Below are 19506 nucleotides of genomic sequence, written 5' to 3' on the forward strand. Positions count from 1 at the left end.
CCATCTGGATGCGCTTCGACACCGTCAACCAACGGCGCAAGGAAGCGAAGAAGGCTCAGGTGGAGGCCGAGTTCGAGGAACTGTCCAACGAGCCGACGGCCGGCGGCTTCCCTGTGCCGCCGCTCGATCTGCCGCACTACCACGGGGTGCAGCACAAGGAGATTCCCAGTGGGACTAACTGATTGGCTGAACCCCGTCAAGGGCTTCGGGGTCACCTTCCACACGATGTTCAAGAAGCCCGTCACGACGAACTACCCGGAGGAGAAGAAGCCGACGGCTCCTCGCTTCCACGGGCGTCACCAGCTCAACCGCTGGCCTGACGGGCTGGAGAAGTGCGTCGGGTGCGAGCTGTGCGCCTGGGCGTGCCCGGCCGACGCGATCTACGTGGAGGGCGCGGACAACACCGACGAGGAGCGCTTCTCGCCGGGCGAGCGTTACGGGCGCACGTACCAGATCAACTATCTGCGGTGCATCCTGTGCGGCCTGTGCATCGAGGCCTGCCCGACCCGCGCGCTCACCATGACCAACGAGTACGAGCTCGCCGACACCAACCGCGAGAGCCTCATCTACACCAAGGAGATGCTGCTCGCGCCCCTGACCCAGGGCATGGAACAGCCGCCGCACCCCATGCGGCTCGGTGAGACCGAAGAGGACTACTACCGGCTGGGGCGGACCAATGGGTGAGACCATCACTTTCTGGGTGCTCGCCGTCGTCTCCGTCGGTGCGGCACTCGGCATGGTCTTCAACCGCAAGGCCGTGTACTCCGCGCTGATGCTCGGCACCGTGATGCTCTGCCTGGCCGTCCTGTACGCCGTGCAGGACGCGCCCTTCCTGGCCGCGGTGCAGATCATCGTCTACACCGGCGCGATCATGATGCTGTTCCTGTTCGTGCTCATGCTCGTGGGCGTGGACTCGTCCGACTCCTTCGTCGAGACGCTGAAGGGCCAGCGCTTCTGGGCGATCATCGCGGGCCTCGGCTTCCTGGCGCTGATCGTCGCGGCCGTGGGCAACGCGGTGTTCGCGCCCCAGGCCGGGCTGGCGGCGGCCACGCAGCAGGGCGGCTACATCCGCTCGATCGCGCTGCAGCTCTTCACCAAGTACGTGTTCGCGTTCGAGATCACCTCAGCACTGCTGATCACCGCCGCGCTGGCCGCGATGGTGCTGGCACACCGCGAGAAGCTCACCGAGAAGGTCACGCAGAAGGACCTGGCCCGCGCCCGGTTCCTCGGCGACCACCCCTCGCCGCTGCCCGGTCCTGGCACCTACGCCAGGAACAACGCCATCGACATGCCGGCGCTGCTGCCCGACGGGTCGGTGGCGGAGACCTCGGTCAACCGCTACATCGCGCGCTACGACGTCGAGCACGACCACCTGCCGGCGGACCCCAGGCTCGCCGAGGCCATCAAGCACACGGCCGAGCACGACGAGGCGCCGACCGAGGCCGAGCAGGACGCCGAGACCAATGAGGTGACAAAGTGACGACGCACTACCTCGTCCTGTCCGGCCTGCTGTTCGCCATCGGTGCCATGGGCGTGCTGATCAGGCGGAACGCGATCGTGGTGTTCATGTGCGTGGAGCTCATGCTCAACGCCTGCAACCTCGCCTTCGTCACGTTCTCCCGGCAGGTGGGCAACCTGGAGGGCCAGATCATCGCGTTCTTCGTGATGGTGGTGGCCGCGGCCGAGGTCGTGGTGGGCCTGGCCATCATCGTGACGATTTTCCGAACCCGCAGGTCAGCGTCCGTCGACGACGCCAACCTGCTGAAGTACTAAGAGGTGACTGGTGGAATCTCAAATCGCTGAGATCGTCCAGCACACCGGCGGAGTGATCGGCAACGCCTGGCTGATGATCGCCTTCCCGCTTCTGGGAGCGTTCGTCCTGCTGGTGTTCGGCCGGATCACCAACCGCTGGGGCCATCTGCTGGGCGTGGCCATGTCCCTCGCCTCGTTCGTCGTGGCGGTGCTGGCGTTCTTCGAGCTCATCGGGTTCGGGACGGAGGAGCGCCGCCGGGCCGTCCATCTGTACGAGTTCATTCCCAAGCTGGTCGACATGGGGTTGCTCATCGACCCCCTCTCGATCAGCTTCGCGCTGTTGATCACCGGTGTGGGCTCGCTGATCCACATCTACTCGATCGGCTACATGTCGCACGACGAGCACCGGCGCAGGTTCTTCGCCTACCTGAACCTGTTCGTGGCCGCGATGCTCCTGCTGGTGCTGGCCGACAACTACGTGGGCCTGTTCATCGGCTGGGAGGGCGTCGGTCTGGCGTCGTACCTGCTGATCGGGTTCTGGCAGTTCAAGCCGACGGCGGCGGTCGCGGCGAAGAAGGCGTTCGTCGTCAACCGCGTGGGTGACTTCGGCCTGCTGGTCGGCATGTTCCTGATCCTGCCCGCGTTCGGCACGCTGTCGTTCAAGGGCATCGCCGAGTACACCGGCCCCGCCCCGTCGCAGGGCATCATGCTCGCCATCGGCCTGCTGCTGCTCCTCGGCGCCTGCGGTAAGTCGGCGCAGCTCCCGCTGCAGTCCTGGCTGCTCGACGCCATGGAGGGCCCGACCCCGGTCTCGGCCCTGATCCACGCCGCGACCATGGTCACCGCCGGGGTCTACCTGGTGGTCCGCTCGGGGGCGTTCTTCTTCCCCGAGGGCTCGGGCGCCGCGCTCGCCGTGGCCATCGTCGGCGCGGCCACGCTGCTCGCCGGTGCGATCATCGGTTGCGCGAAGGACGACATCAAGAAGGGCCTGGCCGGCTCGACGATGTCGCAGATCGGCTACATGATGCTCGGCGCGGGCCTCGGCCCGGTGGGCTACGCCTTCGCGATCGGCCACCTGATCACGCACGGCTTCTTCAAGGCCAACATGTTCCTCGGCGCCGGCTCCGTCATGCACGGCATGAACGACGAGGTCGACATGCGGAAGTACGGCGGCCTGCGCAAGTTCATGCCGATCACCTTCGTCACGTTCTTCATCGGCTACCTGGCGATCATCGGGTTCCCGCTGCTGTCCGGCTACTTCACCAAGGACGGCATCATCGAGACCGCGGTGCACCACCAGCCGATCCTCGGCTGGCTGGCCGTGCTGGGCGCGGGCATCACCGGCTTCTACATGTCGCGGATGGTCTTCATGACCTTCTTCGGCGAGAAGCGCTGGGCCGAGGACGCCCACCCGCACGAGTCGCCGCTGGTCATGACCGTGCCGCTGATGATCCTGTCGCTCGGCTCGCTGGGCCTGGGCGCCTACCTGGTCCTGAACGGGACGCTGTACGACTTCCTGATGCCGGCCGTGGGCGGCACGCCCGAGCAGAGGCCGCACTTCGACCCGTTCACCACGCCGGGTCTGGCCACGCTCGCGCTCGTCGCGGTCGGCGTGGTCTTCGCCTGGATGAAGTACGGCCGGGTCGAGGTGCCGGCGGTGCAGCCGCGCGGCTCCTTCCTCACCACGTTCGCCCGGCGCGACCTGTACGGTGACGCGCTCAACGAGTCGCTCTTCATGCGCCCCGGCCAGTGGCTGACCCGCCTCGCGGTGTTCTTCGACAACCGCGGCGTCGACGGGATCGTCAACGGGCTGGCGGCGGGCATCGGCGGCAGCTCCGGGCGCCTGCGCAGGCTCCAGACGGGCTTCGCCAGAACGTACGCGCTGTCCATCCTGATCGGCGCCGCCCTGCTGACCGGCGCCCTGCTCCTCGTTGGGAACATCTGATGTCACCCTGGCTTCCGATACTCATGGCGGTGCCCGTGGTGGGCGCCATCGTGGTGGCCCTGCTTCCCAAGGGCAGTGACAAGCTGGCCAAGCAGGTCACGCTGCTGGTCTCGCTGCTGACGCTGGTCCTGACGGGCGTCATGGCCGCCGGGTTCAAGCCGAACGGCGACCGCTTCCAGTTCACGGCCGAGTACAACTGGATCCCGAGCTTCGGCGTGAAGTTCGGGGTCGGCGTGGACGGCGTGGCGCTCGTGCTCATCGCGCTGTCGGTGGTGCTGGTGCCGATCGTGGTGCTGGCCTCCTGGCACGACGCCGACGGCGTCAAGACCGCCGACGGCACGCTGATCACGCCCAAGCGGTCGGTGAAGACGTACTTCTCGCTGCTGCTCGTGCTCGAGACGATGATGATCGGCGTCTTCGCGGCGACCGACATCTTCCTCTTCTACGTCTTCTTCGAAGCCATGCTGATCCCGATGTACTTCATGATCGGCTCGTACGGCGGTGCCCAGCGGTCCTACGCGGCCGTCAAGTTCCTGCTCTACTCGCTGTTCGGCGGCCTGCTCATGCTGGTCGCGGTCATCGGCCTCTACGTGGTCGCGAACAAGCAGACCTTCATGTTCCCCGAGCTGATCGGGGCCATCCAGGACCCGAACATGCAGAAGTGGCTGTTCGGCGGCTTCTTCATCGCCTTCGCCATCAAGGCGCCGCTCTGGCCGGTGCACACCTGGCTGCCCGACGCGGCCGCCCAGGCCCCGGCCGGCGCCGCGGTGCTGCTGGTGGGCGTGCTGGACAAGGTCGGCACGTTCGGCATGCTGCGCTTCTGCCTGGAGCTGTTCCCCGACGCCGCCAAGGCGTTCACGATGCCGATCGTCGTGCTGGCGGTCATCAGCATCATCTACGGCGCCATCGTGGCCATCGGGCAGACCGACATGAAGCGGCTCATCGCGTACACGTCGATCTCGCACTTCGGCTTCATCGTGCTGGGCGTGTTCGCCATGTCGGACATCGCGCAGTCCGGCGCGGCCCTCTACATGGTCAACCACGGCTTCGCCACCGGCGCGCTGTTCCTGGCCGCCGGGTTCCTCATCGCCAGGCGCGGCTCGCCGTTCATCGGCGACTACGGAGGCGTGCAGAAGGTCGCGCCCGTGCTCGCGGGCTTCTTCCTGGTCGCCGGTCTGGCCGGTCTGTCGCTGCCGGGCCTGTCGTCCTTCGTCAGCGAGTTCATGGTCATGATCGGCACGTACTCCAGCACCGCCCACGGCTCGGGCGCGCTGACGGTGGCGGCGATCATCTCCGCGGTGGCCGTGATCCTGGCGGCCGTCTACATCCTGTGGATGGTCCAGCGGATCATGAACGGGCCGACGGCCGAGCCGGTCAAGGCCTTCAAGGACCTGAACGCCCGCGAGGTGTGGGTGCTGGCTCCGCTGGTCGCCCTGATCATCGGGTTCGGCTTCTTCCCCAAGCCGCTGCTGGACGTGATCAACCCGTCGGTGCAACAGACGCTGACGAACGTGAAGGTACCCACCTCCACCATCGCTGAGAAGGGGACAGGTCAGTGAACCCCGCCATCGAAGCGCCGACGATCGAGTACGGCACGCTGGCGCCGCTGCTGATCATCTTCGGCGCGGCCTGCATCGGCGTGCTCGTCGAGGCGTTCGCGCCGCGCTACCTGCGCAAGTCGATCCACGTGCCGCTCACCCTGCTGAGCCTGGCCGGCGCGTTCGCGCTGGTCCTCGTGCAGACGCTGCGCGGCCAGGTGTCCACCACGGCCTCCGCCATGGGCGCGATCGCCGTGGACGGGCCCTCGCTGTTCATCTGGGGCGTCATCCTCATCCTGTCGTTCGTCTGCGTGCTGCTGATCAACGACGAGGGCCACTTCGTGGCCTCCGCCGCGGCCGTGCCGGGCAGCGCCGACGAGGAGGAGGCCGAGGCCCACGACAACGGCACCGGGCACACCGAGGTCTACCCGCTGGTCCTGTTCGCGGTCGGCGGCATGCTGCTGTTCCCGGCCTCGCACGACCTGCTGATGATGTTCGTGGCCCTCGAGGTCATGTCGCTGCCGCTGTACCTGCTGTGCGGGCTCGCCCGCCGGCGCCGCCTGCTGTCGCAGGAGGCGTCCATGAAGTACTTCCTGCTAGGCGCCTTCTCCTCGGCGTTCTTCCTGTACGGCACCGCGATGATCTATGGCTTCGCGGGCACCGTCTCGCTGCCGGGCATCAACCAGGCCATGGCCGCGGGCAACACGCTCGATCCGCTGCTGCTGATCGGGTTCGCGATGCTCGGCGTGGGCCTGCTGTTCAAGATCGGCGCGGCTCCGTTCCAGGCCTGGAAGCCTGACGTCTACCAGGGCGCCCCGACCCCCATCACCGCCCTCATGGCCTCCGGCACGCTGGTGGCCGCCATCGGGGCCGTGCTGCGGGTGTTCTGGGTCGGCCTGGGCAACCTGGACTGGGAGTGGCGGCCGGTCATCTGGGGCGTCGCCGCGCTCACGATGGTCGTCGGCTCGATCCTGGCGATCACGCAGACCGAGATCAAGCGGATGCTCGCGTACTCGTCCATCGCGCACGCCGGCTTCCTGCTGGTCGGTGTGATGGCCACGTTCGGCAGCGCGCAGCAGAACGCCGACTCGCTCAAGGCGATCCTGTTCTACCTGGCGGTCTACGGCATCACCACGGTCGGCGCGTTCGCGGTGCTGACGCTGGTGCGCGACCCGGGCGGCGAGGCGGGGCACCTGTCGCGCTGGGCCGGGCTCGGCAAGCGCGCGCCGGTGCTGTCCGGGGTGTTCGCCTTCTTCCTGCTCGCCTTCGCCGGCATCCCGCTGACGAGCGGCTTCTTCGGCAAGTACGCCGTCTTCGCCGCCGCCCTGAACAGCGGCACCCAGCCCGGCGACTCGATGGGCGGCTGGATGGCCGGCCTGGTCGTCGTGGGCGTCGTCGCCTCCGCGGTCGCGGCGTTCTTCTACGCCCGCGTGATCGTGCTGATGTTCTTCAGCGAGCCGGCGGCCGACGGCCCGGCGATCGCGGCACCCAGTATGGGCACCGTGGCCGTCATCGCAGTTTCGCTGCTGGTTACCGTAGGAGTGGGGCTCTATCCGGAGTCCGTACTCGGTGTTGCCAACGACGCTGCTAGCAGCCTGTTCATTAGATAAGGGGATCTCGTATGTCTGCGCCTCCCGTGGTTGACCTTCCCATTGAGGACGAGCGGTTGGCGCAGGACGTGGCCAACGGACTGGCCGCGGTCGAGAAGCTCCTGCGCTCGTCGGTGGAGAGCGAGGACGCCTTCGTCACGGAGGCGTCCAAGCACCTCATCGAGGCCGGCGGCAAGCGGTTCCGTACCTTGATGGTGCTGCTGGCCGCGCAGTTCGGCGACCCGTCGGCGCCGGGCGTGGTGCCCGGCGCCGTGGTCATCGAGCTGACCCACCTGGGCTCGCTCTACCACGACGACGTCATGGACGAGGCCCCGGTGCGCCGGGGCTCGCCGTCCGCCAACGCCCGGTGGGACAACACCGTGGCGATCCTCACCGGCGACTACCTGTTCGCCCAGGCCTCGGACATCCTCGCCGACCTTGGTCCCGAGCTGATCCGCATCCAGGCCCAGACGTTCTCCCGCCTCGTACAGGGCCAGATCCGCGAGACCATCGGCCCGCGCGACGACGAGGACCCGATCGCCCACTACCTCAGCGTCCTGTCGGACAAGACGGGTTCGCTCATCGCCGCCTCCGGCCGCTTCGGCGCGCTCCTCTCGGGCGCCCCGGCGGACGTGGAGGAGCGCCTCAGCCGGGCGTGCGAGGCGATCGGGGTGGCCTGGCAGCTCGGGGACGACCTCCTGGACGTCGCCTCGACGGGCGCGCAGTCGGGCAAGACGCCCGGCACGGACCTCCGGGAGGGCATCAAGACCCTCCCGGTCCTGTACGCGCTCGCGGTCGGCGACTCCCCGCGCCTGACGGCCCTGCTGTCGGGCCCGGTGGCCGAGGAGGACGTCGAGGAGGCGCTCACCCTGCTGCGCGCCCACTCCGGCATGGCCCGGGCGCGGGCGGAGCTGGACGCCTGGGTGGACCGGGCCCGCGACGACATCTCGGGCCTGCCCGACATCCCGGCCAAGGACGCGTTCCTGGCGCTATGTGACTACGTGGTCCAGCGCTCCGGCTGACGCCTCACGACGACGACGGCTCCGGGCCGCCCGCGCTGCCCGGAGGCTGTCGTACGTGAAGATCGCCAGGGCCAGCCAGACGATCGAGAACCCGATCCACCGGCTGGACGGCATGACCTCCTTGGCGATCAGCACCCCGCAGGCGAACTGCAGGATCGGCGCGATGTACTGCAACAGCCCGATCGTGCTCAGCGGCACCCGGATGGCCGCGGCCCCGAAGCAGATCAGCGGCACGGCCGTGATGAGGCCCGCTCCGACCAGCAGCGCCGCGTGCGCCACGCTCACCTGCCCGAACGTGGCGTCCCCGGTGCTCTGCAGGAAGGCCAGGTAACCGAGGGCGGGAATCAGCAGGACCAGCGTCTCGACGGCCAGGCTGTCGGTCGCGGCCACGTTGACCTGCTTCTTGATCAGCCCGTACACGCCGAAGCTGACCGCCAGGACGAGCGCCACCCAGGGCAGGCGGCCGTAGTCGAGCGTCAGCACGAGCACCGCCAGCGCCCCGAACCCGACGGCCGCCCACTGCAGCGGCCGCAGCTTCTCGCGCAGCAGCACGACGCCGAACAGCACGTTGACGAGGGGGTTGATGAAGTAGCCGAGGGCGGTCTCCACGACGTGGCCCGCGTTGACGGCGTAGATGTAGGTGCCCCAGTTGACCGTCACGACGACGGCGGCGAGGGCCAGCAGCGCCACCTTGGCCGGCTGCCGGACGATCTGCTTGATCCAGGACCAGTGCTTGCGGACGGCGAGGACGGCCAGGACCATCACCAGCGACCACACCATGCGGTGGGCGAGGATCTCGATGGCGCCGGAGGGCTTGAGGAGGGGCCAGTAGAGGGGGAAGAGCCCCCACATGGTGTAGGCGGCGATCCCGTAGAACACACCACGCCGAAGGTCAGGCATGTAACCGATTTTCGGGCATTACCACCTTTAAACACAAATTTCAGTCTCTGCACGGAAATGTGTAGACATTCTTAAGTGTTGGGGCCTGTATAGGCTGGCGAACGACCTATGGAGGTGGCAGCTATGGGCTGGCTGTTCGGCGGTAACAAGACATCGATGGTTCGGCCCGAGGACGCCCTGCCGGGCCGCCCGGACCCCATCCCCGTGCCGGCCCGTCACGCGGTCCTGGACGCCCCGCCGGCGCCGCCGTACCCGGAGGGCCTGGAGGTCGCCGACTTCGGCCTGGGCTGCTTCTGGGGCGCCGAGCGCAAGTTCTGGCAGACGCCCGGGGTGGTCACGACGGCCGTCGGATACCAGGGGGCTACACGGCCAACCCGACGTACGAGGAGGTCTGTTCCGGTCTCACGGGGCACGCCGAGGCCGTACGCGTGGTGTTCGACCCGGCGAAGGTCTCGTACGAGGAGCTCCTGAAGGTCTTCTGGGAGGCCCACGACCCCACGCAGGGGATGCGCCAGGGCAACGACGTCGGGACCCAGTACCGGTCGGCGATCTACTACCACTCACCGGAGCAGCAGAAGTCGGCGGAGGCTTCGCGGGAGGCGTACCAGCGGGTGCTGAAGGTGGCGGGGTACGGGGACATCACGACTGAGGTGGCTCCGGCGGGTCCGTTCTACTTCGCGGAGGATTATCACCAGCAGTACCTTTTCAAGGAGCCGAACGGCTACTGCGGCATCGGCGGGACGGGCGTGGCCTGCCCCGTTGGTCTGACAACCAGCGAGTGATGATTCGCGGTACGCCGCCTGGGAGTGAGACGGAGGCTCTGGCCGGAAGTCTCACTCCCGACGAACGCCAGATGATCACTGTCCTCGATCTTCAGCGCCTCGCCCTGGAGAAGGAGGGCATGGTGCCCGAACGTGCGGCGCAGTTCGAGGAACCGATCTATGGCGTTCTTTCCTCACTCAGGTGGTGGGAGGACTTGATCCATGACATGGAAGGGTGGCCTGGCCAGGTCTTTTACCCGGTCTACGAGTACCTCAATGAGCTCACCATTCGGGATGGTCTGGAGGAGTACTGCGAGGCTCTGCAAGGGATGGCCCGCACGAAGCTCACCAGCACTTTGGATCGCCTCGACGACCGCTACCGCGCCGTGACGCACGAGGACGGCGGCGCTGAGCTTGCACGGTACTGGCGGCCCCTCGCAGAGGGGAACGAGACCCGATGGTGGTGGACTCGAAGGCCGAACGTTCTACCCCCGGGCTGGTAGCCGATTGTAGCCACGGCGACAACTTTCTCTACAGGGTCAAGGGCGGACCGCTGCGGTCCGCCGGGCGCCAGAGGTCACCAGTTAATTAACGCCGTGACGATCGCTCACTTCGGTACTCTCCGAACCGGCTGGGGCGATCGACTGCCGTGCGGCTTTCGGTGCTCGGGCCTGGCGGCCTTGCGCTCCGGGTCCGCTTGCCACCCGGATAACGGGGGTTTCCGGCTGTCGGCGTACGGTTCACTAATACAAGATCAAGTACGCGCATCCCGCAAAAGGATGAAGCATGTCCGTTGCCAGAGCCAACTTGTGGCCGGAGGGAGCAGGCGCAGATCTTGCGTTGTTCCTGGCCTGCTCTTTCGCCCGCACTAATGGTGATCTAGGGTTTGTTACCCGTCTCGCCGCCAGGCCGAGTATCCGCTGGAGGTCTGGTGACTGATCACCGTTCCTTGTCTCCCGGCGACGTGGCGCCGCCACCGAGACCGCACGCAGCGGCAGGGAGTCACCCTAGAGGCCCACGACGCTGGGTCATGGCGGCGGTGGCGGTGATCGTGACGGTCGCGGCGGGGTTGTTCGTGGCTGCCTCTGTGCCGGATGCGGCTCCTTCGTTCCGGCTCATAGGCGAGCCGATCGTCGGCGACCCCAGATGGGCTGGGGCCGTGGCCGTGACGGAGTCCAACGGCCGTACGGTCGCCATCGTCGCGCACGGTGACCAGGCGCAGCTGTGGGATCTGTCCGCAGGTAAGAGACTCGGTACGGCCTTCGACGACGGCCGCAGCGACGCCTTCATCGATGCCCTGGCGGTCGGGTCGATGAACGGCCGGCAGTTCGTCGCCGGCGGTGGCGGCGGCGACCCCATACGGATGTGGGATCTGGCCTCCGGCGAGGACATCGGCGACTTCGTCGGCGTGGGGTCATCGATCGCCCTGGGGCAGGTGAACGGCAAGCCGATCGCGGTCGCCGGAGATCAGGCCGGCCGGGTGGGGGTGTGGCACCTGGGGGCGGGACGGCTGCCGGCCACCATGCTCGTCGGCCACCGAAGGGCCGTCTACGCGGCGGCGCTCGGGCAACTCGGCGGCCGGATGATCGCGGTCTCCGGCGGCAATGACCGCACCGTGCGGGTATGGGACTTGACCACCGGCAAACAGCTCGGGAACGAGCTCACCGGCCACACCGACTACGTCTTCTCGGTAGCGACCGGGCAGCTCGACGGCAAGACGATCGCGGTGTCGGGAAGCAAGGACGGCACGCTACGGGTGTGGGACGTGGCAGCGGGCAAGCAGCTGGGCGACCCGCTCATCGGCCACACCGCCGATGTACGTTCGGTCGCGGTCGGTCAACTGCACGGCGAAACGATCGCGCTTTCCGCTGGCAGCGACGACGGCACCGTGCGGGTCTGGGGGCTGGGGCCCGCGACGGAGCCTTCCAACGGGTGAGACAGGCAGGTCAGGTCACATCCGTCCGGCACGCCAGGTGTTCCCTCCGGTCTCGAGAAAGCGTGCCTCCGCCTTCACGATCGCCAACGGCCAGAAGGCCGGACTCGAGCTCTGCACCCTTACGCGGACAGCGGTCGTGAACAAGATCAGAAAGCTATGGTCCTGGTGAACTCCCGCCAGAGCGCGCCCGCGTGAGCGTTCCACCGGGCGGCCCCGATGTAGTCGTAGCAGTCCACCCACAAGGGCTGTCCGACCTGCACGTCATCGCTCTCGTGATGCAAGCCGCAGCCCTCGGCCGGCCGTGTTCACAGACGGGACGATCCCGGGGTGGACGGCATGGGAGCGTCCGGCCTGACTGCTCGCGGTGCGCGTGGACGGCTCCGAAGGATGGGGCGGTAAGGTGACGAACGATTTGTGAAGAACTCGAACGGCTACTGCGGGATCGGCGGCACCGGCGTCACCTGTCCGGTCGGTCTGGCGTCGGGCGACGCGTGAGCCGATGCTCTGCCGTAGGCGCTGCGGTTCTATACAGAAAGATGTACAGTTGATGCATGACTGTTCTGCACGATGCTACTGAGCTGAGCGTCACGGAGGCGGCCCAGCGAGGCGTTGCCCGCCTGGTGGCTGATGCGGAGCAGGGGGCCGATCTGGTGGTCACCCGTCGGCATCAGCCAGTGGCGGCCGTGGTGAGTATTCGTCGGCTCAATGAGCTGGAGGAGGCGGCGGCTGATCTGCGTGATCTGGCGCTGGTGCTCGCCCGTTCGGTCACGGACACGGGGGAGCGGGTCTCACTCGATGAGGTGCTTGCCGCTTTCGGGCATACTCGCGAGTCGCTGTCCGCCATCCCAGACGATGAGTGAATCGTGTCCGACGTCGTCTTCACGGCGCCGGCAGTCGACGACCTCCGGCGCATTGGCCCAGACGCGGTACCCAAGGTGCTCAAGAAGATCCTTCTCCTGCTGGACAACCCTGAAGCTGGTTACCCGCTTGGCGGGGAACTGACCGGTTTCCGGAAGCTGGTGGTCGGTCGCAACACCTGGCGTGTCGTCTACCGCATAACTGAGGACAAGTCGGTGGAGATCTGCGAGGTGTGGGCTGTCGGTGAACGTGCTGACGCGGAAGTGTACGCGGAGGCGACGGCGAGGGTCCGTGAGGCGGGTGCAGGCCGTCCTGAGATCATCCAGCTCGGCCAGGTGATCGAACGCCTGGGCACGCTGGCCGATCATATTCGGGTGGAGAAAGCACCTCCTAGGGAATCGGTTCCAGATTGGCTCGCGGACCGGTTGATCTACACAGTGGGGATGGCGCGTGAGGACGTTGCCGCTCTTGACCTTCAAGAGGCAGTCGACATGTGGGCTGAGTACCGGTCCAAGCCACATTAGGTCGTGCATCTATTGCCCGAAGCGAAGCGCTATCACCAGAAATGTCTTTTGGAGTACTCAACGGGCTACTGCGGTATCGGTGGCAAGGGTCGCGTGCCTGGCCGGGGATGCGGACGATGTCCTCAGGGGGCGGGTGTAGCTCGCGGGCGACGTGGCTGCCCCGTATGACACGCGTGGGCTGGTGTGTCCGGGGTTGACGGGCATGTATGGGGTGAGATCGTCGGCCTGAGGAGAGGGGAAGCCGATGGTGCGTCGTCCCGAGATCGTTCACGTGCGGACCAATCTGGGGTTGGTGCCTGGGGTTGAGCGGCTGGGTGAGGTGCTGTTGGGGGAAGGGTTGGCGGAGGGGATCGGGGCGAGGGTCGGGGCGGTGGTGGAGGCGCCGGCGTACTCGGGGGAGCGGGTTCATCCGAGTCGGCTGCTCAATGCCGAGGCGATGGGTGAGGTGGCGCGGCGGCAGGCCCTCGTGGTGGCGGACGTGATCGAGGGCGGCCGGTTGCCTGTGGTGCTTGGTGGGGACGACAGCGTGATCTTCGGTAGTTTGCTGGCGTTGCGGCGGCGAGGGGCCTACGGGTTGGTGTTTCTGGATGCGCACACCGACTTCTATCCGCCTGGCGACTCGCCGACGGGGCAGGCGTCGGACTCTGAGGTGTATCTCGCGTTCGGCAACGGTGCGGAGGTGATCGCGAACCTGGACGGTGCGCGGCCGCTGGTCGATCCTCGGGCGGCGGTGCTGATCGGGCGCCGGGACTCTGACGAGTGGCGGGACACCGGTGCGGCGCTGTCCGCGACCGATGCCCTGGTCGTTTCGCTTGAGGAGGTGCGTGAGAGCGGGGTGGAGGGGGTCGCGCGGCGGGCGCTCGCTCATCTGGACGAGGCGGGGGTCGAAGGGTTTCTGCTGCACATCGATGCCGACGTCCTCGATGACGCGCTCATGCCGGCGGTCGACTACCGCCTGCCCGGTGGGTTGGATCGACGGGAGTTCGGTGTGCTGGTGGGGGCGTTGCTGGCCGATGACCGGGTGGTGTGTGTCGACGTGACGATCTACAATCCTGGGCTCGATCCGGGTGGCGAGGCGGGGCGTGATCTCACCGGGTGTTTGATCGACGCGTTTGTGCAGGGGCGCGCCGCGTCGTAGCCGCGTCGTCGGTGGTGTTCGTGGCTTGTGCGAGGGGTGCGCGGACATTTGGGTTGTGGTGGGCTAAAGGTGCACTAGCCTCTTCGAGTGATTTCCTGCCGTGCGATCGTCCCCGCCGAACTCGAACGGGTGACTGCTTGGATCGTGTCCGAGCCTGTCGGCTGGATCCCCGCCGACCGTTACCTCGCCGAGCTGGCCGAGAACATGTACCGGCCGGAGTGGACGTGGATTGCCGAGGTCGGTGACCGGGTCGTGGGGCGGGCGCTGTGGTGGGGGCCGCGGGACAGCGCGTACCCGGTCGCGCTCGACTGCCTCGACGTGGATCCCGCGGTGGGTGAGCGGGCCACCGTCGCCGCCGAGCTGATCAGGGCCGGGCTGGCGGGGTTCCCGCAGCCGGTGCAGTACGCGATCAAGGCGGCCGGCGGCTGGCGCGACGATCCGGCCACCTCGGCGGCCGTCGGATGGCGGCGGGCGGCGGCGCACGCGGCGGGGCTCACCCGGGAGGTGGAGCGGCTGCAGTTCGAGTGGGTGCCGGCCGACGGGGTGCCCGCGGCGACGGGCGTGCTGCGGTTCGCCGAGGCGTCGGACGAGGAGTTCCTGGCGGTGTTCGCGCGGATCGCCGAGGGCAGCCTGGACGCTCACACCCGGGCGAGCCTGGCGGCCAAGGGCGTGGACGCGACGGCGCGTGGAGAGATGGACTTCTATCTCGGCGCGCCGGGCAGACTGGAGTGGTGGCGGCTCGCCTACACGGGCGAGGGCGAGGTGGCCGGCATGGCGATCCCCTCGGCGACGCCGTACAGCGTGAACGTGGGGTATCTCGGGGTGGTCCCGGAGTTCCGGGGGCGTGGGTACGTGGACGAGGTGCTCGCCGAGATCACCCGCATCCACGCGGCCGGCGGAGCGTCGCGCATCACCGCCACCACCGACGTGGGCAACGCACCCATGGCGGCCGCGTTCCGGCGCGCCGGATACCGCAACACGGAGATCCGGATCAACCTCTCCAACGACCTGAACCCCTGAGAACCGGCTCCTCCGTCCGGGATCGACCGTCGGGCCGGTGCGCCGGCGGTCATCCGGGTGCGGCGGCAACCGGGCGTGGGCGTACGGGGAGTTCGAGGACGGTGGCCTGGATGCCGTCGGCGTCCACGAGGTGGTCTTCCACGGTGGGGCCGGCTACGTCCAGGTGGTGGCGGTCCAGCCAGCCGAACAGGTCGTGTCCGGCTTGGACCAGGGTGGTCGTGGGCGGGACCACGGCGCGTACGACGGTGCGGGTGGGCAGGGTGAGGTGCTTTCCGTCGCGGTCGGTGGTCACCGCCGCGGTGAAGGTGCCCGTGGGGTGGCCGCGTAGCCAGGTCAGGAGGGTCGCGGGCGGTGGTGGGCAGACGGCGGCCAGGGCGGACGGCTGGTCGAGGCGCAGATGGCGTACGTGGAGGTGGCGTGGGCCTACCCTGGTCTGCTGCGGCAGGATCGTCATCGGGGTGGCGAGGTGGTCTTCGGCGTGAGCCGCGGTGGCGGCCAGCGCGGTGATGTCGCGACGGATGTCCGCCAGGGTCTCGGTCAGGGCCTGGCGCAGTTGGGCCTCGGGTGCGTCCAGCAGGTCGACGATCTGGCGGAGCGGGAGGCCGAGGCGGCGTAGGGCGCGGATGCGTTCCAGCCGGGACAGTTCGGTCACGCCGTACCAGCGGTAGCCCGTGGCCTGGTCCGTGGCGGCGGGCATGAGGAGGCCGATCTTGTCGTAGTGGCGCAGCGTGCGTTCGGTGATGCCGACCATGCGTGCCAGTTGCCCGATCCGCCACATTTCGACCTCTCGTATTGACCTTGTCCCTGCGGCAGAGTCCTACGTTCGCCGCCATGACTGACTCCAACGCTGGGCGCCGGCTTGCCGGTGTACTGCTGCTGTGCTCGCTGGTTGCCATGATCTCCGGTGCGGCCCTCGTGGTGCCATCGGGGCTTACCCTGAATCCGGCCGACCCCGCCGCCGCGCTGGCCGCGGTGCGCGAGCAGGCCGGGCTGCATCTGGCCGAGCTGGCCTTCGACGTGCTGGGCTGGCTGGGGCTGACCGCGGCGGGGCTGGTGATGGGCGCCGGTGCGGGCGGGGCGCCCAGGCCGTACCTGGTGGTGCTCGCCGGCGGGCTGCTGGCGGCGGCCGGGGTGGCCGGGCTGCTCCATGACGCCGGGAATCTGGCGCTGACCCAGCTGAGCCCCGTTCCCGCAGTCGCCGGGGCGGTGCTTCTGACCGCCAAGTGGATGGTCAACCTGGCCGGGCTGCTGTGGGCCGCGGCCACCGTCGCCGCGGCGGCCGGCGTGCCGATGCCTGCCGGGCTTCGCCGGGCCGGCTTTTGCGCGGCTCTCTTCGGTCTGGCCGCGGTCGTGCTGCCGTGGACGGCCGGGGCGGAGGGGGTGCCGGTGGCCCTGGAACAGCTCGGGTACGCGCTGCAGTTGCCGGTCATCTTGTGGTACGGCTTGCTGGGCCGGCGGTTTCTGCGGCGTGGGTGACGTACGGAGCGGCGGCCGGGTTCACCGGGGACTCGGCCCGAGATCGGTGGGTGGTGGGATGCCGTGGTCACGGGATGCCGTCGTGGTGCTCGTGGCGGTGGTTTCGTTGTCGGGTTGCGGGCTTTCCGAGAAGGACCGGTTCGCGCGGTCGGTGGCGAGCATGGAGGAGGTGGCGCGGGCGGCGGGTGACGGGGAACTGCCGCGGGAGATCGGGGCGTTCGAGTTCGAGGAGGTCCATCGGGACGGCGACCGGGTGTATTTCCAGGCGGGCAACAGCACCGGTGGGGTGGATCCCTACGGCTATGTCTGGAGCCCGAACGGCGTGCCGGTCGACACGGACGACTCCGATGCGGTGGCTTCGTCCTTCGAGCATGTGCGGGGTCACTGGTATCGGTGGAGCGACAGCTACTGAGTTCCGCCGTCGATAGGGGCCCTCGACAATGATCGGCGGGGCTGTGATGATCTGCGCGTGGCGCGTTTCAGGGTACGGTTCCGTGGTTACCGCCGGGACCAGGTCGATGAGCTGGCCGAACGCGTCCAGCGGGCGCTCGGTGGCTCCGGGGAGCTGTCGGGGGCGGAGCTGCGCAAGGAGCTCACCGAAGGCGGGCTGGAGCTCGTGCTCAGGGGGTACGACCCCCGCGAGGTCCACGCGGCCCTGGATGAGTGGGTGCGGCGCCTGGACGGTCGATGACGGTCATCGGGCAGATCTCCCTGGGTGTGGGGGATGACGTACGGGCCGCCGGGTTCTGGGGGCGGGCGCTCGGTTACGTGCGCAGGGCGCCGCGGTTCGAGGGTGACGACTGGATCGTGCTGGAGCCGCCGCCGGGTGTGGCCGGGGTCGCGATCGCGCTGGATGTGAGCGAGAGCCCGGCGGAGGAGTTCCCGCGCGTTCATCTCGATCTCCACGCTGGTGATCGTGACCTCGACGAGGAGGTCGAGAGGCTGGTGGCCCTGGGGGCACGGCGCGTGGACTGGGCGCATTATCCGGACGATCCGCGGCCCGAGGAGTGGCCTTATGTGGTGCTCGCCGACACGGAGGGCAACCGGTTCTGTGTGGAGGGGCGGCGTGCCGGGTGACCGGTGCGCAGGTGCGTCATCCGGCGCTGTCCGGGGTGCGGGGCGCGGTCGCCGGCGAGCTGAGCGGCCATTTTCCGCGGGGCTCGCAGAACCAGCGGCCCGCCGAGGGCAGGAGCATGGCGATGATGATGATCAGGGGAAACGGGTTGATCAGCTTGGACCAGGTGAGCTCGGAGTAGACGGCGGCGTCCGTCAGATTGGACGCCATCGACACCACCTGTACGGCGGCGATCTCCCAGCGCAGCATCCTTCTCCGCCGTCGCCAGCGGCTCAGTTGCCAGCCGATGGCCGACAGGAGGGCGGTGACATAGGCGAGTGGCAGAAGAAGGGGCCACTCGAAGGAGGGGGCGAAGACGACGAGCATGAGTGCCGTGCCCGCAAGGCCGAACGCCACCTCGAACGTCATGACATATTGGGCTGTCTTCACGGCTATCGGCATTCGATCCGTCGCCGGCGCCGCGGTCGTGTTCGTCACATCACTATTGTGCTGAACTTGGCACGAACTCGCTGTGAACCGGCTATTTCCGACAGCGGGCGATCCGAGGTCGCCGGTGGACAGGGGGATTCGGGCGTCAGATATTGGAAGGGAAAACGGAGGTGTTTTCATGCATGCACGCCTTGACCATATCGTTTGCTGGGTCTCCGATCAGCTCGTCTCCCTGCGTTTCTACGAACAGGTGATCGGTCTGCCCGGGGTCCGGGCCGCGGAGTTCCGTGACGGGAAGGCGCCTTTTCCCAGCGTACGGATATCGCCCGAGTGCATTCTCGACCTGATGTCCTTCGAGGCGATGCGGGGTGTGGACGAGGGCACCGGGGTGCGGGGGAGCGCCGGGCATCCGATCAACCATTTCTGCCTGGCGGTCAGCAGGGAGGACTTCGACGCGTTGCAGGTCAGGTTGAAGCAGAACGGGGTGGAGATCACCGGCACCGGGGCGAACTCCTTCGGGGCGCAGGGCATCGCGCCGGAGACGTTCTTCTTCGCCGATCCCGATGGGAACGTGATCGAGGTCCGATATTACGAGTGAGTGAGCCCGGCCGGCGTTACGTGCGGGTCGCCCGGGTACGTCCGATGCCGCGGGTGAGCCAGCACGGTCAGCTCCTCCAGCGCGGACACCGACGGTGCCGTCCAGGCGTTGGACGCGCCCTCGTTCAGCTCCAGCCCCACGAACGCCGCCGCCGTCGCCTTGGCCGGCCCCATCCACGGACTCGGCCGGGGGCGAGCTCGCCAGCACTCTCCCGAGCGGCCTGCTCCACCTCCGCGATCCACAGGTTGAGCCCGGCCACCACCGCCGGGGCCAGCTTCCGGTCGGACTGGCTGTCCGCCAGGAGCTGGGCGAGCGCCGCGACGCTGCCCTCCGCGCGCTCCTCGGCGTGCAGCGCGCGGCCCAGGTCGAGCTTCTCAGCGTCGATCAGCTCGATCAGCGTCGATCAGCTCGATCAGAGTTGGTTCGCGTCGGTCGAGTGTCGGTCGGCGACGGGCCTGCTCCGTCCGGCCTCACGCCGGCCGGAACCCGTGCGACACCAGGTCCGCTTACGGGCCCTGCCGAGGGTCGAAGGCGGCTCGGGAAGTGTCGGTCCGGTCTGGTACACAGGCGGCATGGGTGTGAGTGTCGACGAGTTCCTCGAGTTGCTGGACGAGCTGCCTGAGGTCCGGATGGGCCATGGCGGCGAGTGGATCGCGCTCAAGGTGCGCGACAAGGGGTTCGGCTACCTGTGGGAGGCGACCGAGACCGTCGGGCTCAAGGCCACGATCGAGGAGCAGATCGCGCTCGTGGCCGAGCGGCCGGAGGTGTTCGAGGTGCAGTTCACGGCGGGGCGGTTCGGCTGGGTGGTGGTGCATCTCGACAAGATCGACGCCGAGGAGCTGTTCGAGCTGGTGGCCGAGGCCTGGTGTCTGACCGCGCCGCGGCAGATGGTGGCCGACTTCGAAGCCTCCCACCCGATCGGCCAGAGGGTGCAATCCGGGTAAT

General features: G+C 68.1%; 23 protein-coding genes and 3 pseudogenes. 21 read left to right on the forward strand and 5 right to left on the reverse strand.

Annotated elements, in window-relative coordinates:
* The 8 genes and pseudogenes from ACTWPW_RS35185 to ACTWPW_RS35220 all read left to right on the forward strand — a co-directional run.
* A pseudogene (locus ACTWPW_RS35185) lies at positions 1-182 on the forward strand (NADH-quinone oxidoreductase subunit NuoH); the annotation flags it as partial.
* The gene (gene nuoI / locus ACTWPW_RS35190; protein ID WP_375114557.1) at positions 169-684 is read left to right on the forward strand and encodes an NADH-quinone oxidoreductase subunit NuoI; all 516 of its coding nucleotides are present in this window, start codon (positions 169-171) and stop codon (positions 682-684) included. The pseudogene ACTWPW_RS35185 and the gene nuoI, both read left to right, overlap by 14 nt.
* Complete coding sequence (locus ACTWPW_RS35195) at positions 677-1480, forward strand: NADH-quinone oxidoreductase subunit J (protein ID WP_364130615.1); 804 nt, start codon at positions 677-679, stop codon at positions 1478-1480. Before nuoI ends, ACTWPW_RS35195 begins: the two co-directional genes overlap by 8 nt.
* Entirely contained in the window at positions 1477-1773 is a 297-nt protein-coding gene (gene nuoK / locus ACTWPW_RS35200; RefSeq protein WP_020542667.1) for an NADH-quinone oxidoreductase subunit NuoK, read from the forward strand. Before ACTWPW_RS35195 ends, nuoK begins: the two co-directional genes overlap by 4 nt.
* Before the next feature lie 73 nt (positions 1774-1846).
* Complete coding sequence (gene nuoL, locus ACTWPW_RS35205; RefSeq protein ID WP_375114866.1) at positions 1847-3697, forward strand: NADH-quinone oxidoreductase subunit L; 1851 nt, start codon at positions 1847-1849, stop codon at positions 3695-3697.
* Positions 3697-5256, forward strand: a complete 1560-nt coding sequence (locus ACTWPW_RS35210) for an NADH-quinone oxidoreductase subunit M (protein WP_375114558.1) — start codon at positions 3697-3699, stop codon at positions 5254-5256. Before nuoL ends, ACTWPW_RS35210 begins: the two co-directional genes overlap by 1 nt.
* Positions 5253-6845, forward strand: coding sequence for an NADH-quinone oxidoreductase subunit NuoN (nuoN, locus tag ACTWPW_RS35215; protein ID WP_375114559.1), 1593 nt, complete (start codon positions 5253-5255; stop codon positions 6843-6845). Before ACTWPW_RS35210 ends, nuoN begins: the two co-directional genes overlap by 4 nt.
* A gap of 11 nt (positions 6846-6856) precedes the next feature.
* On the forward strand, positions 6857-7846 hold the full coding sequence (locus ACTWPW_RS35220) for a polyprenyl synthetase family protein (RefSeq protein ID WP_375114560.1): 990 nt from the start codon (positions 6857-6859) through the stop codon (positions 7844-7846).
* Here ACTWPW_RS35220 and rarD read toward each other — a convergent pair.
* Entirely contained in the window at positions 7814-8746 is a 933-nt protein-coding gene (gene rarD / locus ACTWPW_RS35225) for an EamA family transporter RarD (RefSeq protein ID WP_443171173.1), read from the reverse strand. The genes ACTWPW_RS35220 and rarD overlap by 33 nt on opposite strands.
* Positions 8747-8869: 123 nt before the next feature.
* Here rarD and msrA point away from each other — a divergent pair.
* The 3 genes and pseudogenes from msrA to ACTWPW_RS35240 all read left to right on the forward strand — a co-directional run bounded on the left by msrA (position 8870) and on the right by ACTWPW_RS35240 (position 11443).
* Positions 8870-9528 (forward strand): annotated as a pseudogene (msrA, locus tag ACTWPW_RS35230) (peptide-methionine (S)-S-oxide reductase MsrA).
* Between the two features lie 71 nt (positions 9529-9599).
* Complete coding sequence (locus tag ACTWPW_RS35235; RefSeq protein WP_443171174.1) at positions 9600-10010, forward strand: hypothetical protein; 411 nt, start codon at positions 9600-9602, stop codon at positions 10008-10010.
* Positions 10011-10537: 527 nt separating this feature from the next.
* Complete coding sequence (locus ACTWPW_RS35240) at positions 10538-11443, forward strand: WD40 repeat domain-containing protein (protein ID WP_443171175.1); 906 nt, start codon at positions 10538-10540, stop codon at positions 11441-11443.
* A gap of 146 nt (positions 11444-11589) precedes the next feature.
* Here the strand turns inward: ACTWPW_RS35240 and ACTWPW_RS35245 are convergent.
* Positions 11590-11727, reverse strand: a pseudogene (locus ACTWPW_RS35245) (replication initiator); the annotation flags it as partial.
* 267 nt (positions 11728-11994) lie between these two features.
* Between ACTWPW_RS35245 and ACTWPW_RS35250 the strand changes: the two are divergent.
* From ACTWPW_RS35250 to ACTWPW_RS35265, 4 genes are all read left to right on the forward strand, one after another.
* The gene (locus tag ACTWPW_RS35250; RefSeq protein WP_185084420.1) at positions 11995-12303 is read left to right on the forward strand and encodes a type II toxin-antitoxin system prevent-host-death family antitoxin; all 309 of its coding nucleotides are present in this window, start codon (positions 11995-11997) and stop codon (positions 12301-12303) included.
* Positions 12304-12306: 3 nt separating this feature from the next.
* Positions 12307-12825, forward strand: a complete 519-nt coding sequence (locus ACTWPW_RS35255) for a type II toxin-antitoxin system RelE family toxin (protein ID WP_375114566.1) — start codon at positions 12307-12309, stop codon at positions 12823-12825.
* 244 nt (positions 12826-13069) lie between these two features.
* On the forward strand, positions 13070-13963 hold the full coding sequence (locus ACTWPW_RS35260; RefSeq protein ID WP_443171176.1) for an arginase family protein: 894 nt from the start codon (positions 13070-13072) through the stop codon (positions 13961-13963).
* Between the two features lie 144 nt (positions 13964-14107).
* The gene (locus tag ACTWPW_RS35265) at positions 14108-14983 is read left to right on the forward strand and encodes a GNAT family N-acetyltransferase (RefSeq protein WP_443171177.1); all 876 of its coding nucleotides are present in this window, start codon (positions 14108-14110) and stop codon (positions 14981-14983) included.
* A gap of 49 nt (positions 14984-15032) precedes the next feature.
* On the opposite strand, the gene ACTWPW_RS35270 is transcribed toward ACTWPW_RS35265, so the two are convergent.
* Entirely contained in the window at positions 15033-15761 is a 729-nt protein-coding gene (locus ACTWPW_RS35270) for a MerR family transcriptional regulator (protein WP_443171178.1), read from the reverse strand.
* Between the two features lie 53 nt (positions 15762-15814).
* Between ACTWPW_RS35270 and ACTWPW_RS35275 the strand changes: the two genes are divergently transcribed.
* From ACTWPW_RS35275 to ACTWPW_RS35290, 4 genes are all read left to right on the forward strand, one after another.
* Complete coding sequence (locus tag ACTWPW_RS35275; RefSeq protein ID WP_375114570.1) at positions 15815-16459, forward strand: hypothetical protein; 645 nt, start codon at positions 15815-15817, stop codon at positions 16457-16459.
* An 82-nt stretch (positions 16460-16541) separates the two neighbouring features.
* Positions 16542-16871 (forward strand): hypothetical protein, encoded by a 330-nt coding sequence (locus tag ACTWPW_RS35280; protein WP_375114571.1) that lies wholly within the window; start codon positions 16542-16544, stop codon positions 16869-16871.
* 57 nt (positions 16872-16928) lie between these two features.
* Positions 16929-17150, forward strand: a complete 222-nt coding sequence (locus ACTWPW_RS35285; RefSeq protein ID WP_375114572.1) for a DivIVA domain-containing protein — start codon at positions 16929-16931, stop codon at positions 17148-17150.
* On the forward strand, positions 17147-17536 hold the full coding sequence (locus ACTWPW_RS35290) for a VOC family protein (RefSeq protein ID WP_375114573.1): 390 nt from the start codon (positions 17147-17149) through the stop codon (positions 17534-17536). Before ACTWPW_RS35285 ends, ACTWPW_RS35290 begins: the two co-directional genes overlap by 4 nt.
* Positions 17537-17552: 16 nt before the next feature.
* Here ACTWPW_RS35290 and ACTWPW_RS35295 read toward each other — a convergent pair whose 3' ends face one another.
* Entirely contained in the window at positions 17553-18011 is a 459-nt protein-coding gene (locus tag ACTWPW_RS35295) for a hypothetical protein (RefSeq protein ID WP_443171179.1), read from the reverse strand.
* 130 nt (positions 18012-18141) lie between these two features.
* Between ACTWPW_RS35295 and ACTWPW_RS35300 the strand changes: the two genes are divergently transcribed.
* Positions 18142-18561 (forward strand): VOC family protein, encoded by a 420-nt coding sequence (locus ACTWPW_RS35300; protein ID WP_375114575.1) that lies wholly within the window; start codon positions 18142-18144, stop codon positions 18559-18561.
* On the opposite strand, the gene ACTWPW_RS35305 is transcribed toward ACTWPW_RS35300, so the two are convergent.
* Positions 18552-18734, reverse strand: a complete 183-nt coding sequence (locus ACTWPW_RS35305) for a hypothetical protein (protein WP_443171180.1) — start codon at positions 18732-18734, stop codon at positions 18552-18554. The two genes, ACTWPW_RS35300 and ACTWPW_RS35305, sit on opposite strands and share 10 nt — an antisense overlap.
* A gap of 399 nt (positions 18735-19133) precedes the next feature.
* Between ACTWPW_RS35305 and ACTWPW_RS35310 the strand changes: the two genes are divergently transcribed.
* Positions 19134-19505: an MmcQ/YjbR family DNA-binding protein gene (locus ACTWPW_RS35310; RefSeq protein WP_375114577.1), complete on the forward strand. Its 372-nt coding sequence runs from the start codon at positions 19134-19136 to the stop codon at positions 19503-19505.
* The last annotated feature ends 1 nt before the right edge of the window (position 19506 follow it).

The organism is Nonomuraea sp. KM90 (genome assembly GCF_052246675.1).
Classification (GTDB): domain Bacteria; phylum Actinomycetota; class Actinomycetes; order Streptosporangiales; family Streptosporangiaceae; genus Nonomuraea.

What these genes read in the sequence shown, in the direction of transcription:
- ACTWPW_RS35195 (WP_364130615.1), top strand. Translation starts at nt 677, where the DNA reads ATGGGTGAGACCATCACTTTCTGGGTGCTCGCCGTCGTCTCCGTCGGT.
- nuoL (WP_375114866.1), top strand. Translation starts at nt 1,847, where the DNA reads ATGATCGCCTTCCCGCTTCTGGGAGCGTTCGTCCTGCTGGTGTTCGGC.
- ACTWPW_RS35210 (WP_375114558.1), top strand. Translation starts at nt 3,697, where the DNA reads ATGTCACCCTGGCTTCCGATACTCATGGCGGTGCCCGTGGTGGGCGCC.
- ACTWPW_RS35220 (WP_375114560.1), top strand. Translation starts at nt 6,857, where the DNA reads ATGTCTGCGCCTCCCGTGGTTGACCTTCCCATTGAGGACGAGCGGTTG.
- rarD (WP_443171173.1), bottom strand. Translation starts at nt 8,746, where the DNA reads ATGCCTGACCTTCGGCGTGGTGTGTTCTACGGGATCGCCGCCTACACC.
- ACTWPW_RS35235 (WP_443171174.1), top strand. Translation starts at nt 9,600, where the DNA reads ATGATCACTGTCCTCGATCTTCAGCGCCTCGCCCTGGAGAAGGAGGGC.
- ACTWPW_RS35240 (WP_443171175.1), top strand. Translation starts at nt 10,538, where the DNA reads ATGGCGGCGGTGGCGGTGATCGTGACGGTCGCGGCGGGGTTGTTCGTG.
- ACTWPW_RS35250 (WP_185084420.1), top strand. Translation starts at nt 11,995, where the DNA reads ATGACTGTTCTGCACGATGCTACTGAGCTGAGCGTCACGGAGGCGGCC.
- ACTWPW_RS35260 (WP_443171176.1), top strand. Translation starts at nt 13,070, where the DNA reads ATGGTGCGTCGTCCCGAGATCGTTCACGTGCGGACCAATCTGGGGTTG.
- ACTWPW_RS35270 (WP_443171178.1), bottom strand. Translation starts at nt 15,761, where the DNA reads ATGTGGCGGATCGGGCAACTGGCACGCATGGTCGGCATCACCGAACGC.
- ACTWPW_RS35275 (WP_375114570.1), top strand. Translation starts at nt 15,815, where the DNA reads ATGACTGACTCCAACGCTGGGCGCCGGCTTGCCGGTGTACTGCTGCTG.
- ACTWPW_RS35290 (WP_375114573.1), top strand. Translation starts at nt 17,147, where the DNA reads ATGACGGTCATCGGGCAGATCTCCCTGGGTGTGGGGGATGACGTACGG.
- ACTWPW_RS35300 (WP_375114575.1), top strand. Translation starts at nt 18,142, where the DNA reads ATGCATGCACGCCTTGACCATATCGTTTGCTGGGTCTCCGATCAGCTC.
- ACTWPW_RS35305 (WP_443171180.1), bottom strand. Translation starts at nt 18,734, where the DNA reads ATGGGGCCGGCCAAGGCGACGGCGGCGGCGTTCGTGGGGCTGGAGCTG.
- ACTWPW_RS35310 (WP_375114577.1), top strand. Translation starts at nt 19,134, where the DNA reads ATGGGTGTGAGTGTCGACGAGTTCCTCGAGTTGCTGGACGAGCTGCCT.